At 64.6% G+C, this 15,888-nt stretch carries 12 protein-coding genes and 2 tRNA genes; 6 read left to right on the top strand and 8 right to left on the bottom strand.

The window, feature by feature from the left end:
- The first annotated feature begins 33 nt into the window (after positions 1 to 33).
- Genes ihpA through EHH60_RS03350 form a run of 4 tightly spaced genes read left to right on the top strand, consistent with a single transcriptional unit; the run spans position 34 to position 6,464 of the window.
- A complete protein-coding gene (gene ihpA, locus EHH60_RS03365; RefSeq protein WP_124158046.1) occupies positions 34 to 1,308 on the top strand; it encodes a divalent metal ion exporter subunit IhpA in 1,275 nt (424 codons plus the stop codon).
- Positions 1,305 to 2,282: a divalent metal ion exporter adaptor subunit IhpB gene (gene ihpB / locus EHH60_RS03360; protein WP_124158045.1), complete on the top strand. Its 978-nt coding sequence runs from the start codon at positions 1,305 to 1,307 to the stop codon at positions 2,280 to 2,282. The genes ihpA and ihpB overlap by 4 nt, the downstream gene beginning before the upstream one ends.
- Positions 2,275 to 5,493 carry an efflux RND transporter permease subunit gene (locus EHH60_RS03355; protein WP_124158044.1) on the top strand — a complete coding sequence of 1,073 codons (3,219 nt, stop codon included), beginning with the start codon at positions 2,275 to 2,277 and terminating at the stop codon, positions 5,491 to 5,493. The genes ihpB and EHH60_RS03355 overlap by 8 nt, the downstream gene beginning before the upstream one ends.
- A 2-nt stretch (positions 5,494 to 5,495) precedes the next feature.
- Positions 5,496 to 6,464, top strand: coding sequence for a cation diffusion facilitator family transporter (locus EHH60_RS03350; RefSeq protein WP_199751269.1), 969 nt, complete (start codon positions 5,496 to 5,498; stop codon positions 6,462 to 6,464).
- Between the two features lie 26 nt (positions 6,465 to 6,490).
- Here the strand turns inward: EHH60_RS03350 and EHH60_RS03345 are convergent, their stop codons facing one another.
- Positions 6,491 to 7,351, bottom strand: a complete 861-nt coding sequence (locus EHH60_RS03345) for a class I SAM-dependent methyltransferase (protein ID WP_199751298.1) — start codon at positions 7,349 to 7,351, stop codon at positions 6,491 to 6,493.
- Positions 7,352 to 7,602: 251 nt separating this feature from the next.
- Between EHH60_RS03345 and EHH60_RS03340 the strand changes: the two genes are divergently transcribed.
- Positions 7,603 to 7,962 (top strand): hypothetical protein, encoded by a 360-nt coding sequence (locus EHH60_RS03340; protein WP_124158043.1) that lies wholly within the window; start codon positions 7,603 to 7,605, stop codon positions 7,960 to 7,962.
- 217 nt (positions 7,963 to 8,179) lie between these two features.
- Here the strand turns inward: EHH60_RS03340 and EHH60_RS03335 are convergent.
- The 4 genes from EHH60_RS03335 to clpX all read right to left on the bottom strand — a co-directional run bounded on the left by EHH60_RS03335 (position 8,180) and on the right by clpX (position 12,811).
- Positions 8,180 to 8,256, bottom strand: a tRNA-Val gene (locus EHH60_RS03335).
- A gap of 63 nt (positions 8,257 to 8,319) precedes the next feature.
- Positions 8,320 to 8,724, bottom strand: coding sequence for a GFA family protein (locus EHH60_RS03330; protein ID WP_124158042.1), 405 nt, complete (start codon positions 8,722 to 8,724; stop codon positions 8,320 to 8,322).
- 70 nt (positions 8,725 to 8,794) lie between these two features.
- Complete coding sequence (gene lon, locus EHH60_RS03325; RefSeq protein ID WP_124158041.1) at positions 8,795 to 11,218, bottom strand: endopeptidase La; 2,424 nt, start codon at positions 11,216 to 11,218, stop codon at positions 8,795 to 8,797.
- 321 nt (positions 11,219 to 11,539) lie between these two features.
- Positions 11,540 to 12,811 carry an ATP-dependent Clp protease ATP-binding subunit ClpX gene (clpX, locus tag EHH60_RS03320; RefSeq protein WP_008547851.1) on the bottom strand — a complete coding sequence of 424 codons (1,272 nt, stop codon included), beginning with the start codon at positions 12,809 to 12,811 and terminating at the stop codon, positions 11,540 to 11,542.
- Positions 12,812 to 12,990: 179 nt separating this feature from the next.
- Here clpX and EHH60_RS03315 point away from each other — a divergent pair, with 179 nt between their 5' ends.
- Positions 12,991 to 13,230, top strand: coding sequence for a hypothetical protein (locus EHH60_RS03315; protein ID WP_124158040.1), 240 nt, complete (start codon positions 12,991 to 12,993; stop codon positions 13,228 to 13,230).
- Between the two features lie 26 nt (positions 13,231 to 13,256).
- Here the strand turns inward: EHH60_RS03315 and EHH60_RS03310 are convergent, their stop codons facing one another.
- The 3 genes from EHH60_RS03310 to EHH60_RS03300 form a co-directional block, all read right to left on the bottom strand.
- The gene (locus EHH60_RS03310; RefSeq protein WP_124158039.1) at positions 13,257 to 13,892 is read right to left on the bottom strand and encodes an ATP-dependent Clp protease proteolytic subunit; all 636 of its coding nucleotides are present in this window, start codon (positions 13,890 to 13,892) and stop codon (positions 13,257 to 13,259) included.
- Positions 13,893 to 14,170: 278 nt separating this feature from the next.
- A complete protein-coding gene (gene tig / locus EHH60_RS03305) occupies positions 14,171 to 15,532 on the bottom strand; it encodes a trigger factor (RefSeq protein ID WP_124158038.1) in 1,362 nt (453 codons plus the stop codon).
- A 173-nt stretch (positions 15,533 to 15,705) separates the two neighbouring features.
- Positions 15,706 to 15,790, bottom strand: a tRNA-Leu gene (locus tag EHH60_RS03300).
- Positions 15,791 to 15,888 lie beyond the last annotated feature (98 nt).

Raw genomic sequence — 15,888 nt, 5'->3', positions numbered from 1 at the left:
GCCCATTGGGTTCATCCTTTACAGGTCGACTTCATGTTCTCCAGAGGAATGGCCGCGCGCCTGGCGTGCGTGGCGGCGTGTCTGATTGCCGGACTCGCGATTGCGCCGACTCACGCCCAGACTTTGACGATGCGGAGCGCGTTGTCGCGCGCGCTGGCCGCAAGTCCGCGCCTGACGGCGGCCGAGCGCGACGTCGGCATCGCCACCGGCCAGCGCATCCAGGCGGGCGCCCTCCTCAACCCGGAACTGTCCTACGAACAGGATGATTCTTTCGGCTCGGGCAAATATCGCGGGACGCGATCGGCCGAGACCACGCTGCAGATCAGCCAGGCCTTCGAGCTGTTCGGCAAGCGCGATGCGCGGATTGCCGCAGGCGTCGCCGGCGTCGAAGCCGCCGCGATCCAGCGCAAGGCCGTCAGGCTGGAGGTGCTGTCGGAGACCGCGATCGCCTTCCTCAGCGTGCTCGGCGCACAGCGGCGCATTCAGATCCTCGACGAGCAGATTGCCGCCATCGACCGCTTGACGCCGCTCCTGCGCCGCCGCGTCGAGGCCGGCGCCTCCTCGCCCGCCGAGACCGGCCGCGCGGAGGTCGCCTCCGCCCTGGTGAAAGCTGACCGCGAGCGCTTCAAGGCGACGCTGGCCAGCGCCCGGCGCGAGCTTGCGGTGCTGATGGGCGATCCAGCCGTGAAATTCGGCGAGGTTTCCGGCCGGCTCGACACCACCGGACGGCCGCCCGCCTTCCAGGCGGTTGTCGCCGCCATCGATGCCAATCCGCAACTGGTGCGCTGGACCGCCGTTTACGCGCAGCGCAACGCCGAGCTGCTGCTGGCACGACTCAAACCCTATCCCGACGTGCGTATCGCCGCCGGCTGGCGCCACTTCAACGAAACGGGCGACGATGCGGCACGCCTGACCGTCTCCGTGCCGATCCCCGTGTTCGACCAGAACCAGGGCAACATCCTCTCGGCGCAGGAAAGCCTCGCCAAGACCAGGGCCGAGCGCGAGGCGAATCGCAACACGCTGATCGTGATTGCCGGCCGCGCCTATGACTCGGTCCAGGGCTCGCTGCGCGAGCTCGCCGTGCTGCGTGAGACCGCGATCCCCAAGGCCGTCGAGGCGTCCGAGGCGATCTCGCAGGGTTACGGCCAGGGCCGCTTCACCCTGCTCGAGGTGCTCGACGCGCAGGCGAGCGTCACCCAGGCGCGGTTGCGCGAGCAGGAGGCGCTGCAGAATTTCCACGCCGGCGTTGCGATCATCGAGGGCCTCGTCGGCAATCCCTTCACGCTGGCGCGGGAGAGCGCACGATGAAAACTTTCTCCACCCTCCTCGTCGCCATTGTTGCCGCCGCGCTCGGCGCTTACGGCTATTCCCTGCTCGCCCCGGCCAAGCTCGCACACACCGAGCACGCCGAACATTCCGAACAGAAGAAGCCGAACGACCATGTCGAGCAGGACGAGCACGGCGCCGACCGCATCCGCATCTCCGACGTGAAGCTGGCGGCTGCGGGGGTAACCCTGGCGGAGGCCGCGAGCGCAACGCTGACCGACACGTTGTCCTTCAACGGCATCCTGCGCGCCAACCAGGAAGCCGTGGTGCAGGTGACGCCGCGCTTTCCGGGTGTCGTCAAATCCATTCTGAAGCGCATCGGCGACAAGGTCGCCAAGGACGATCTGCTCGCCGCGATCGAGAGCAACCAGAGTCTCACCGTCTACGAGCTCAAGGCGCCGATTGCCGGCACCATCATCGAGCGGCAGATCTCGCTCGGCGAATACGCCACCGAGCAGAAGCCGGCCTTCGTCGTCGCCGATCTCACCACCATCTGGGTCGATCTGTCGATCTACCGGCAGGACTTGAGGCGCGTCCGTCTCGACGACGAGGTGCTGATCGATCCCGACGACGGCCGCGGCGAGATCAAGGGAACGATCTCCTACATGGCGCCGATCGGCAGTAGCGAGACCCAGACCGCGCTGGCGCGCGTGGTGCTGCCAAATCCGGACGGACGCTTGCGTCCCGGCCTGTTCGTCACGGCGCGGCTGATTCTCGCCGCGCGCAACGTCGCCGTTGCCGTGCGCCGCAGCGCGATCCAGACATTGGAAAACAGAACCATCGTGTTCGTGCGCGAGGACGGCGACAAGATCGAGGCGCGCCCGGTCGAGCTTGGGGATTCCGATCCGAGGTTCGTCGAGATCAAGGCCGGTCTTGCGGCCGGCGAGCACTACGTCGCGGAGAACAGCTTCGTCGTGAAGGCGGAGATGGGCAAGGGCGAGGCCGAGCATGATTGAGCGCATCCTCGCCTTCTCGCTCCGCCAGCGCTGGCTGGTCCTGCTGCTCGCGCTCGGCGCCGTCGCTTTCGGAGCCTGGAATTTCCAACGCCTGCCGATCGACGCGGTGCCCGACATCACCAACATCCAGGTCCAGATCAACACCCGCGCGCCCGGCTATTCGCCGCTCGAGACCGAACAGCGCATCACTTTCCCCGTCGAGACCGCGATGGGAGGCCTGCCCAAGCTCGACTACACCCGCTCGCTGTCGCGCTACGGCCTCAGCCAGGTGACGGTCGTCTTCAAGGACGGCACCGACATCTATTTCGCCCGCCAGCTCGTCGGCGAACGCATCCAGCAGGTGAAGGACCAGCTCCCGGCAGGCGTCGAGGTCGCGATGGGGCCGGTCTCGACCGGGCTCGGCGAAATCTTCATGTACACGGTCGAGGCCAAGGCGGGCGCCAAGACGCAAGGCGGCCACGACTATTCGCTGACCGATCTGCGCACCGTGCAGGACTGGATCATCAGGCCGCAGCTTCGCAACGTGCCGGGCGTGGTCGAGGTCAATACCATTGGCGGCTTCGAGCGGCAATTTCACGTGCTGCCGGACCCGGGCAAGTTGATGGCCTACCGGCTCGGCTTTCGCGACGTCATGACGGCGCTGGCCGCCAACAACGCCAATGTCGGCGCGGGCTATATCGAGCGCAACGGAGAGCAATACCTTGTCCGCTCGCCCGGCCAGGTCGGCAACGTCAAGGAAATCCGGGACATCGTGATCGGCTCACGCGGCGGCAATCCGGTCAGGATCAGGGACGTCGCGACCGTCATGGAGGGCCGCGATCTGCGCACGGGCGCAGCGACGCGGGACGGCGAGGAAACCGTGCTCGGCACAGCGATGCTGCTGATCGGCGAGAACAGCCGCAGCGTCGCCCGACGGGTCGCAGCCCGCATCGAGGACATCGCCAAATCGCTGCCCGAAGGCGTCGTGACGCGGACCGTCTACGACCGCACCGACCTCGTCGAGGCCACCATCCGCACGGTCAGGAACAATCTGCTGGAGGGCGCGGCGCTGGTCGTGGCCGTGCTGTTCCTGATCCTCGGAAACGTCCGCGCCTCGCTGGTGACGGCCTGCGTCATTCCCCTGTCCATGGCCATGACGATCACCGGCATGGTCGAGACCAAGGTCAGCGCGAACCTGATGAGCCTGGGTGCGATCGACTTCGGCATCATCGTCGACGGCGCCGTCATCATCGTCGAGAATTGCCTGCGCATGCTGGCCGAGGCCCAGCGCGAGAAAGGCCGCCTGCTCACGCTTTCGGAGCGACTGCGGGCGATCCAGCACGGGTCGAGCGAGGTCATCAAGCCGAGCCTGTTCGGGACGCTGATCATCGCCGTGGTCTACCTGCCCGTGCTGACGCTGACCGGCGTCGAAGGCAAGATGTTCACGCCGATGGCGCTGACGGTGCTGATGGCGCTCGGGGCGGCCGTGCTGTTCTCCATCACCTTCGTACCGGCGGCCGTTGCCATCTTCGTCACCGGCAAGGTGTCCGAACACGAAAACCTGTTCATGCGGGCCGCCAAGCGCGCTTATCTCCCCCTGCTCCGCTTTGCCATCGACAACCGGGCGGCAGTCGCCGTCATGGCTGTCGTCGTCGTGATCGCAAGCGGCATCGCCGCCACACGCATGGGCGGCGAGTTCATTCCGAGCCTGGACGAAGGCGGCGTCGCGCTGGCGTCGATCCGGATTCCCGGCACCAGCCTCACCCAATCGCTGGACCTTCAGAAGGCGCTGGAGAAGCGCCTCATGCAAATCCCGGAAGTCAAGGAATTCTTCACCCGCATCGGCACTGCAGAGATCGCGACCGATCCGATGTCGCCGGCACAGACCGACGGCTACATCATGCTGAAGCCCCGCAGCGAATGGCCTGATCCGGACAAGCCGAAATCGGAGGTGATCGAGTCGATCGACCATGCGGCGGACGAGATTCCCGGCAGCGCCTATGAAATCTCCCAGCCGATCCAGTTCCGTGTCAACGAGCTGATCTCGGGCGTGCGCACCGACGTCGGGGTCAAGATCTTCGGCGACGATCTCGACATCCTGCAAGGCGCTGCCAGGCAGGTCGAGGCTGCGATCCGGGGGATCCGCGGCGCCAGCGATGTCAAGATCGAGCAGGTCGCGGGGCTGCCGATCCTCACGGTGCGGCTCGACCGCCAGGCGCTCGCCGGCTACGGCCTCAGCGTCGCCGAGGTGCAGGGCATCGTCGAGATCGCCATCGGCGGCAAGTCGGCCGGGAAGCTGTTCGAGGGCGACCGCCGCTTCGACATCGTGGTTCGCCTGCCGGAGCATTTGCGCGGCAATCTCGAGGCGATCCGGGCGATCCCGATCCCGCTCCCGCCCGGTGACGAGGCCACGGCCAACATGCCGCTCCGAACGGCACTATCCGCCTCTCCCCTCGCCCAGATGCGCTACGTGCCGCTGTCGTCGGTGGCAACCGTCGATGCGACGCCCGGACCCAACCAGATCAGCCGCGAGAACGGCAAGCGGCGGATCGTCGTCACCGCCAATGTCCGCGCGCGCGATCTCGGCTCCTTCGTGGCCGAGGCCGAGGCGGCCGTGGCCGAGAAGGTCAAGCTGCCGCCGGGTTACTGGATCGGCTGGGGCGGCCAGTTCGAGCAGCTGGTCTCGGCCACGAAGCGGCTCACCATCGTGGTGCCGGTGGCACTGCTCCTGGTGTTCCTGCTGCTGTTCATGGGCATGGGATCGGTGGCCGATGCGGCTCTCGTCTTCTCCGGGGTGCCGCTGGCGCTGACCGGCGGCGTTGCGGCACTGCTGCTGCGCGACATTCCCCTGTCCATCAGCGCCGGCGTCGGCTTCATCGCGCTGTCGGGCGTTGCTGTGCTCAACGGGCTCGTGATCATCGCCTTCATCGAGCGTCTGCGCAGTGAGGGACGATCCGTTGCGGAGGCCGTGCGCAAAGGCGCCCTGACGCGGCTACGGCCGGTGCTGATGACGGCCCTCGTCGCCTCCCTCGGCTTCGTGCCGATGGCACTCGCCACCGGCGCGGGCGCCGAGGTGCAGCGGCCGCTCGCGACCGTGGTGATCGGCGGCATCATCTCGTCCACGGTGCTGACGCTCTTGGTGCTGCCGGCGCTCTATGTCCTGTTCCGTCGTGACGTCGCGCGGGAAGCGCCTACAATGGCGCCGGACTTGGCAGCTTCCGGGGAGCGCTAGAGGTGGGAAGCCACGACCATCACGGTCATCACCACCATGACCATGCCGGCGACGCCCATGATCATGGCCATGGTCACGGCCATGCCCATGTCCATGCGCCCGCCAGTTTCGGCATGGCATTCGCGATCGGCATTTCGCTCAATATCGCGCTGGTCGTGGCCGAGGCGATCTACGGCTATGTCGGCAACTCCACTGCCCTGCTGGCGGACGCAGGTCACAATCTTTCCGACGTACTCGGCCTGGTCGTGGCCTGGGGGGCCTCGATCGCAGCGCGCCGCGCGCCGAGCGGCCGCTTCACTTACGGCCTGCGCGCCTCCACCATCCTCGCGGCACTTGCGAACGCGGTGTTCCTGCTGGTCGCAACCGGTGCGATCGGCTGGGAGGCGATCCTGCGCCTGCAGCAGCCCGAGCCCGTCGCAGGCGTAACGGTGATGGTGGTCGCCGGCATCGGCATCCTCATCAACGGGTTTACCGCCATGCTGTTCGCGCGCGGGCGCAAGGACGACATCAACATCGAGGGCGCGTACCTGCACATGGCGGCCGACGCCGCGGTCTCGCTCGGCGTCGTGGTCTCGGCGGCGCTGATCATCTGGACCGGCTGGCTCTGGCTCGATCCCGTCGCCAGCCTCGTCATCTGCGCTACCATTCTCTGGAGCACGACCAGCCTGCTGCGCGGGTCCATCGACATGTCGATGGCGGCGGCGCCCAAAGGCACCGACCTTGCCGCGATCAGGGCGTTCTTGCTGGCGCGGCCGGGCGTGTCCGCAATCCACGATCTCCACGTCTGGCCGATCTCCACCACCGAGACGGCACTGACTTGCCACCTGGTCATGCCCGCAGGCAGCGGCGACGCATTCCTGATGGAGACGGCGCAGCTGCTGAAGACGTCATTCCGCATCGGCCACACCACGCTTCAGGTCGAGACGCATCCCGACAACGGCTGCGCGCTGGCGCCGGATGATGTGGTGTGACGGGGCCTGCGCGGAGAGAGCGGCGCTTACGCCGCCTTCGCCGTCACGATCCAGATCGCGCCTTGCAACTCGACGGTCTGTCCCTTGAGGAACGGCGCGAGCGCTTCGCGGATCGAGGCTTTTGCGGCCTCATAGGTCTCCGGCGGATGGCCCTGAAGCGCGCGGCTGGCCGGGCCGATCTGGAGCGAGCCGTCGACGGCGGCATCGAGACCACCGCCGATCGCGATATCCATCGCGAGATTGTGCGGCTCCATCGCCATATCGACGAAGCCCGCGCCTTTGAGGATGCGCGTCACGCGCTCCTCCGATGCGAAGGCGAACGGGCCCGGCTCCTCTGGCCCGACCGGCGGCATCTTCGGCACGTGCTTGTAGACCGCCATTAGCGGCGCCATCATCCAGGGATTTTCCTTCGGCTCGCGCCAGCAGACGAAAGCAAGCCCCCCTGACGGCTTCAGCGCGCGGCGCAAATTGATGAAGGACGCAATGGGGTCGGCGAAGAACATCACGCCGAAGCGCGACGCGAGCAGATCAAAGCTCGCCGGCTCGAACGGATGGACGGTTGCATCCGCCAGCACGAAATCGAGCGGCAGCCCCTTCGGCGCCGACGCACGCGCCTGCGACAGCATCGGCTCGGACACATCGAGCCCGAGCGCAAAGCCATCCGGCGCCACCGCCTTTGCGATCGCCACCGTCGTCGCACCGGAGCCGCAGCCGACGTCGATCACGCGCTCGCCCGGCTTCAAGCGGGCACGGTTGATCAGGAGATCGGCAATGGGCCCGAGCAGCTTCTCCTGCACCCCGTGGCGCTCGGCCCAGCGCTGCCCGCTCGGGCCGTTCCAATAGGCGATCTGGTCGGCGTTGAGTTCGTGTCCGCTCGGCTGTTCCATCCGGTCTTTGATCCCTAGCATTGTCGATCCGCCGTTCCCGCAATTGCGGGGTTCACCCTGCGTCGGGTCCCTGGCCGGATCGTAACGCAGTATTCTGCGAGGACCACAGCCGCTGCTGCCGAGAATGGCTGCGGTTCCGGCGGGAGAAGCTCGCATTGTGGCCGCATAGCTTACACTGAATGGCCGCATCCGAAGCAGACGACAACCAGATTTCGTGGATAGCATTTTCAGGTTGCTCACCTTGGAAAGGCATGACCATGCGCAGCATCGTGGCACCCCTCATTATCGCAACCCTCTCCTTCGGGACGCCGACTTTCGTGCAGGCGCAGGGAACATCGTCGCAGCCGGGAGCAGAATCGCCGCCCGCTCAGAGCACCGTCATCCGCCAGATCCAGGTTGTCGACATCAAGGACTTGCAGCCAGCAGTGCGCTCGAAGGTCGACGAGATCGTCGCACAGACAAGCGATGACGATATTCAATCGCTCCGGAAGACGATTGACGCCACTCCCCAGGCGGCATCCGCGCTCAAGGCGAAGGGTCTGACCTCGGCGCAGGTCGTTGCGATCAACATCGCCGAAGGCGTCCTGACACTATTCACCAAGACGGCCTGATACGTCCATCAGGAATGACGACGCGACACTGTGGGGCAGGTGACCGCTCCACGGTGACTGTCGGCATGCCCGGTCGCGGGTTGCAGGGTCGGGTGGCGGGGTGATGTGCCCTTCGAACGAACCAGCCAGCTCCGACCGAATGGAGGCTTTGCGCTGATGCCATGCACCAATTGGTCTCCCAGGCATGGCAGCCTGCTTGGCCCGGCAAATCGAAAAGTGGTGGGCGGTCACGGATTCGAACCGCGGACCCTCTCGGTGTAAACGAGATGCTCTAACCAGCTGAGCTAACCGCCCTCGCCGCCTCTTTAGCCCTACGGGCCCCGAACCGGCAAGACCCCAACCCCAGCGAGTTGGACCTCAATCTTGCGGCCTGCCCGGCAGCAACGGTACGGCGTCGATCCACACCGCCGCCGACTGGCACCAGATCTGCCGCACCGGTCGCAATTGATCGCGTCGCCGGATGCTGCCCCAGCGGATGCCCCAATCGTCGGCCTGGTCGCCCTCGCCGCTGGTGAACAGCGGGGAACCGCAGTCGGCGCAGAAGTGCTGGAAGCGCATCCGGCCGTTGTCGCCGCGCTTGCCGTAGATTTTGGGCGTGCCGGCGGTCAGGCGGACATCCGCCGCGGAACAGATCGCGGTGACCCGGAACGGCGAGCCCGTCAGCGTCTGACAGTCCCGGCAATGGCAGACCGAGACGGCCTCGGGGTCGATCTCGGCTTCAAAGGTGATCTGCCCGCAATGGCATTGCCCGTCGATGTGCATTGCCTCCTCCCCTTCCCCCCAAAACAAAAACGGCGCCCGAAGGCGCCGTTTTATCATCCTTTGCAAAATCTCAGTGAGCGGTCAGGCCGCCGGCGGCCTCGTCGCCATCCGGCTTCACCGTCACCTTGGTGTCCTCTTCCCAGACGATCGGCACAGGCTTCCTCACCAGCGCCTTGGCGACGACGTCGTCGAGGCGCGAGACCGGGATGATCTCCATGCCGCCCTTGATCGCATCGGAAATCTCCGTGAGATCCTTGGCGTTGTCCTCGGGGATCAGCACCGTCTTGATGCCGCCGCGGGCGGCAGCCAACAGCTTCTCCTTCAGGCCGCCGATCGGCAGCACGCGACCGCGCAACGTGATCTCGCCGGTCATCGCGACATCGTGGCGGACCGGAATGCCGGTCATGACCGAGATGATCGCGGTGGCCATGGCGACACCGGCGGACGGGCCGTCCTTCGGCGTCGCGCCTTCCGGCACGTGCACGTGGATGTCGCGCCGGTCGAACAGCGGCGGCTCGACGCCGTAGTTGATCGCGCGCGAGCGGACATAGGACGCCGCCGCCGAGATCGACTCCTTCATGACGTCGCGCAGATTGCCCGTGACCGTCATCTTGCCCTTGCCGGGCATCATGACGCCCTCGATCGTCAGCAACTCGCCGCCGACATCGGTCCAGGCGAGGCCCGTGACGATGCCGACCTGCGGCTCGCTCTCGATCTCGCCGAAGCGGTACTTCGGCACGCCGAGCAGCTCTTCCAGAGTCTTCTCGGTGACCTTGACCGACTTTTTCTTGGAGATCATCAGCTCCTTCACCGCCTTGCGGGCGAGTGTCGAGAGCTCACGCTCCAGATTGCGCACGCCCGCTTCGCGGGTGTAGCGGCGGATCAAAAGCAGCAACGCATCGTCGTCGATCGAGAACTCCTTGGTGTCCAGGCCGTGCTTGGACACCGCGTTCGGGATCAGGTGCTTGCGCGAGATCTCGACCTTCTCGTTCTCGGTGTAGCCCGCGATCCGGATGATCTCCATGCGGTCCATCAGCGGCCCGGGAATATTGAGCGTATTCGCGGTCGTGATGAACATCACGTTGGACAGATCGTAGTCCACCTCGAGATAGTGGTCGTTGAAGGTCGCGTTCTGCTCGGGGTCGAGGACCTCAAGCAGCGCCGAGGACGGATCGCCGCGGAAGTCGGCGCCCATCTTGTCGATCTCGTCCAGCAGGAACAGCGGATTGGACGACTTCGCCTTGCGCATCGACTGGATGATCTTGCCGGGCATCGAGCCGATATAGGTGCGGCGGTGACCGCGAATCTCGGCCTCGTCACGCACGCCGCCGAGCGAGACGCGCACGAATTCGCGTCCCGTCGCCTTCGCGATCGACTTGCCGAGCGAGGTCTTGCCGACGCCGGGAGGTCCGACGAGGCACAGGATCGGCCCGGTCAGCTTGTTGGCGCGCGACTGCACGGCAAGATACTCGACGATGCGTTCCTTGACCTTCTCCAGCCCATAGTGATCGGAGTCCAGGATGGCCTGCGCGGCCTCCAGATCCTTCTTCACCTTGGACTTCTTGTTCCACGGGATCGACAGCAGCCAGTCCAGATAGTTGCGCACGACGGTCGCTTCCGCGGACATCGGCGACATCTGGCGCAGCTTCTTCAATTCATGCTGCGCCTTCTCGCGCGCTTCCTTGGACAGCTTGGTCTTGGAGATCTTCTCTTCGAGGTCGGCGAGCTCGTCGCGACCGTCATCGTCGCCGAGTTCCTTCTGGATCGCCTTCATCTGCTCGTTGAGATAATACTCGCGCTGGGTCTTCTCCATTTGTCGTTTGACACGAGAACGAATCCGCTTCTCGACCTGCAGCACCGAGATCTCGCTTTCCATCAGGCCCAGCACCTTCTCCAGGCGCGTGGTGACGGACAGCGTCTCCAGGATGCCCTGGCGATCCGCGATCTTGACGGCGAGATGCGAAGCAACCGTGTCGGCGAGCTTGGCGAGATCGGTGATCGCCTGCACGACGCCGACGACCTCGGCCGAGATCTTCTTGTTGAGCTTCACATAGCTCTCGAAGTCGGACACGACCGAGCGCGCCAGCGCCTCCGCCTCGACCGACTTGGCATCGGTGTCGGCGAGCGCAACGGCAGTCGCCTCGTAATAGTCGGCGCGATCGGTGTATTTTGCCACGCGCGCACGCTCGAGCCCTTCGACCAGCACCTTCACGGTGCCGTCCGGAAGCTTCAAGAGCTGGAGCACGCTGGCAAGCGTCCCGGTCTCGTAGATGGCATCGGGCGCCGGATCATCGTCAGACGCGTTCTTCTGCGTCGCGAGCATGATCAGCGCATCGTTCTTCATCACCTCTTCGAGCGCGCGGATCGACTTCTCGCGGCCGACGAAGAGCGGAACGATCATGTGCGGGAAGACGACGATGTCGCGCAGCGGCAGCACGGGATAGGCGTGCGTTTCGCCATGGACGATGGTTGGCCGGGGTTTGGGATTGGTCATGGCCTTTTCCTTTTGCTTTGCCCCCTTGCACGCAGCCCGCTGATGATGCGCAACCGCCACAAGGTGCCGAGGTGATCCGCAGAACCGATCGGTCCTCTACAGGTTGGACCGGCTGGCCGGATGGAACTGAGGCGAATCTTGAAGAGAATTTTCGCTCGCCGCCGACATTAGGTGGCTATCGACCCGGGGGGTGTCAAGTCATTGAAAAACGCGCGCCATCAGGCGCTTACGCACGCAAATAAGCGACGCAACACGGGCTGCGGAGATACAGTTCCGCAGCCCATCTCGAGGAGACGATTGGATCGATCCAGCGCCGCCGGATCAGGCGCTGGCGTTCTCGACGGCGCGATCGGACCGATCGGCATAGATGTAGAGCGGACGCGCCGTTCCTTCCACCACTTCCCGGGAAATCACGACTTCTTCCACACCTTCCAGGCCCGGCAGGTCGAACATGGTCTCGAGCAGGATCGCCTCGAGGATCGAGCGCAATCCGCGCGCGCCGGTCTTGCGCTCGATCGCCTTGCGGGCGACCGCGCCAAGCGCCTCGTCGGCGAAGGTCAGTTCGATGTTCTCCATCTCGAACAGCCGCTGGTACTGTTTCACCAGCGCGTTCTTCGGCTCCGTCAGGATCTTCTTCAGCGAGGTCTCATCGAGGTCCTCGAGCGTCGCCACGACCGGCAGACGGCCGACGAATTCGGGGATGAGGCCGTACTTCAGGAGGTCCTCAGGCTCGACGTGACGGAAGATCTCGCCGGTACGGCGGTCCTCCGGGGCGAGCACCTGGGCGCCGAAGCCGATCGAAGTCGACCGCCCGCGTGCGGAGATGATCTTCTCGAGGCCGGCGAAAGCGCCGCCGCAGATGAAGAGGATGTTGGTGGTATCCACTTGCAGGAACTCCTGCTGCGGATGCTTGCGGCCGCCCTGCGGCGGGACCGAAGCCACCGTGCCCTCCATGATCTTGAGCAGCGCCTGCTGCACGCCCTCACCGGACACATCGCGCGTGATCGAGGGGTTGTCGGACTTACGACTGATCTTGTCGATTTCGTCGATATAGACGATGCCGCGCTGGGCGCGCTCGACATTGTAATCGGCGGCCTGGAGCAGCTTCAGGATGATGTTCTCGACGTCCTCGCCGACATAGCCGGCCTCGGTCAGCGTGGTCGCATCCGCCATCGTGAACGGCACGTCCAGGATGCGGGCCAGCGTCTGCGCGAGCAGCGTCTTGCCCGAGCCGGTTGGACCGATCAGCAGGATGTTCGACTTCGCGAGCTCGACGTCGTTGTGCTTGGTCTGATGGTTGAGGCGCTTGTAGTGGTTGTGCACCGCCACCGACAGGACCTTCTTCGCATGGCTCTGGCCGATCACGTAATCGTCCAGCACCTTGCAGATTTCCTTCGGCGTCGGAATCCCGTCGCGCGACTTGACCAGCGAGGACTTGTTCTCCTCGCGGATGATGTCCATGCAGAGCTCGACGCACTCGTCGCAGATGAAGACCGTGGGACCCGCGATCAGTTTGCGGACTTCGTGCTGGCTCTTGCCGCAGAACGAGCAATATAGCGTGTTCTTGGAGTCGCTCGTGCCGACCTTACTCATTCCTGTCTCCGTCCGCGGTTCGATCCCGTTCCGCTCGATCGCTCCATTCCGACACGATGGCCGGCATGAAGCTTAAGTAGAGCAAATTCCGTACCAAAAAAGACCCTACGCATTACATCCCGTGCGAATCACGGTCACTCGATTCTCCCGCGATCATAGCCGATCAATCGTAGCCAACCATGCTGTCACCCGACTATCAAGAATTCGCTAATCGGACGCCGCCGGCTACCCGTGACAATACCGTGATTTCCGGTCTTGGCACGGACGAAGTGATCGAAATCACCCCGGCGTTGCTGGATTGCCACGAAAAGAGCACGAAAGCGGAACTTTCTGCTTGTCGCAGCGCGCAAAACCGCGTTTTGCGACGCGCGCACCCGCACCTAACGTGGACGCACCCCGACAGGTCCACGGCGATCTGAGGGACCGCCGCGAAGACCCCGTAGTGCTACGGGGTCTTCGCTTGCGCCGGCTCCTCGGCACGCTTGTCGATGACCTTGTCGACCAGGCCGAACTCCTTGGCGTCGTTCGCGGTCAGGAACTTGTCGCGTTCCAGCGCATCCTCGATCGACTTGTAGGTCTGGCCGGTGTGCTTCACGTAGATCTCGTTGAGCCGCTTCTTCAGGTTCAGGATTTCCTGGGCGTGCAGCATAATGTCGGTGGCCTGGCCCTGGAAGCCGCCGGAGGGCTGATGCACCATGATGCGCGCGTTCGGCAGCGAGAAGCGCATGTCCTTCTCGCCGGCCGCGAGCAGCAGCGAACCCATCGAGGCCGCCTGCCCCGTGCACAGCGTCGACACCGGCGGGCGGATGAACTGCATGGTGTCGTAGATCGCAAGGCCCGACGTCACCACGCCGCCCGGCGAGTTGATGTACATCGAGATTTCCTTCTTCGGATTTTCCGCCTCGAGGAACAAGAGCTGCGCGACGATCAGCGTCGACATGCCGTCCTCGACCGGGCCGGTCACGAAGATGATGCGCTCCTTCAACAGGCGCGAGAAAATGTCGTAGGCGCGCTCGCCACGGTTGGTCTGCTCGACCACCATGGGCACGAGGTTCATGTAGGTTTCAACCGGATCGCGCATGAGTCACCTAGGGTTTTCGAAGACGGACATCGCCGGGGCTGCCAGTTTGGCTGGAGGCGCCCGAGGGGCGGATGGACGTCCCGTGATGCAGGAACTTGGGTAAGAGGTAGAAGGCGTACCGACAGATATAGCCCAATTCGCGCCTGACAAGTGCGGAGCGCATTAAGGCTTAATCCGCCGGGGAGTTGAAGCTGATTCGCGCAAAGAGGCCCAGCCGGCCATCTGGCTAGCTGGGCCCCTTCGCTGATCATCCTTAATGGAAGACTGCTTCAAATCACTCAGGCGGCGGTCTTTTCCGCCTCGTCGTCCTTGTACAGATCCTCGCGCGAGACCTTCTTCTCGATCACGTTGGCAAGCTCGAGGATGAAGTCGACGACCTTGTCCTCGTAGATCGGTGCACGAAGCTGGGCCAGCGCCTGGGCGTTGTTGCGGTAATAGTCCCAGACCTCCTTCTCGCGACCGGGCATCGAGCGCGCGCGCTCGATCACGGCACGGCCGACTTCGTCGTCGGTCACGGTGATCTTGTTCTTCTCGCCGATCTCGGAGAGCACGAGGCCAAGCCGCACGCGGCGATCGGCGATCTTGCGGTACTCTTCCTTGGCGGCGTCCTCGGTGGTGTCCTCGTCGGCGAAGGTCTTGCCGGCGGAATCCATCTCGGCCTTGACCGAGTTCCACATCAGATTGAACTCCTCGTCGATCAACGAGGGCGGCGCCTCGAAGCGATGCGCCTCGTCGAGGCGGTCGAGCAGTGCGCGCTTGACGCGCTGGCGCGTCGCGGTCGCGAACTCGGCGGAAAGGCGCTCGCGCGCGGCTTCCTTGAGCTTGTCCAGCGATTCCAGGCCGAGCGATTTGGCGAACTCGTCGTCGATCGCAAGGTCCTGCGGCGCCTCGATCAGGGTCGCGGTGGTCTCGAACTCGGCGGGCTGGCCGGCGAGCTTGTCGTTCATGTAGTTCTTGGGGAACGACACTTTCAGTGTGCGGGTCTCGTTCGCGCCGATGCCGATCAGCTGCTCCTCGAAGCCCGGGATAAAGGTGTTCGAGCCGATCACGACCTGGATGCCTTCGCCGGTGCCGCCCTCGAAGACTTCGCCGTTGATGCTGCCCTTGAAGTTGATGGTGACGCGGTCGCCCGACTCGGCCTTCGCGCCCTCGCCCTTGGCGGCATAGGTGCGGTTGGAATCGGCGATGCGCTTGATCGCCTCGTCGACATCGCTGTCGGTGACATCGGCAACGGGCTTCTCGACCTGGAAGGTCTTGAAGTCGGCGAGCGCGATCGCCGGCACCACCTCGATCGCGACCGTATAGGTCAGATCAGACTTGCCGCTCAGCAGCTCCTCGACGTCCTTCTGCTCCGTCGGCATGGTGATCTTCGGCTCGGTCGCGAGGCGGAAGCCGCGTTCGGAGAACAGCTGCGTGTTGGTGTCGCGAATGGTCTGGTCGATGGTTTCGGCCATCACCGAGCGGCCATACACCTTCTTCAGGTGCGCGACCGGCACCTTGCCCGGACGGAAGCCGTTGATGCGGACCTTGTCCTTGAGGTCGACCAGCTTGGCGCCGGCCTTGGCATCGAGATCAGACGCGGGAACGCTGATCTTGAACTCGTGCTTCAAACCTTCCGAGAGGGTTTCTGTGACCTGCATGGCGTCCAATCTTCTTCTCGTTCGGTCCCGGCACATCGCGCGTCGGGACGCTCTCATTAATCGATCCGGCGCGAGGCAAACGCCTCGACACCGGTGGTTCATCGGACCGGCTCCGGACGGACGATCATCCGCGAGGAGCAGGTCTCGTAATCCGTGCAAACGCGAAAAGCGCTTGGTGCGGGCGGAGGGACTCGAACCCCCACAACTTTCGTCACTGGAACCTAAATCCAGCGCGTCTACCAGTTCCGCCACGCCCGCGTGAATTTGCATCAAGACCGGCCGCGATGCCGCGGGCGGCCGGGCTTATAGCATGTGCCTGACTGTTCGCAGCAAAAAAATGGCCGGTTGGAGGCATG

The organism is Bradyrhizobium sp. RP6 (assembly GCF_003837805.1).
GTDB lineage: Bacteria > Pseudomonadota > Alphaproteobacteria > Rhizobiales > Xanthobacteraceae > Bradyrhizobium.
The sequence above is the reverse complement of the archived record's forward strand: the minus strand, read 5'-3'. Positions and strand labels throughout refer to the sequence as shown.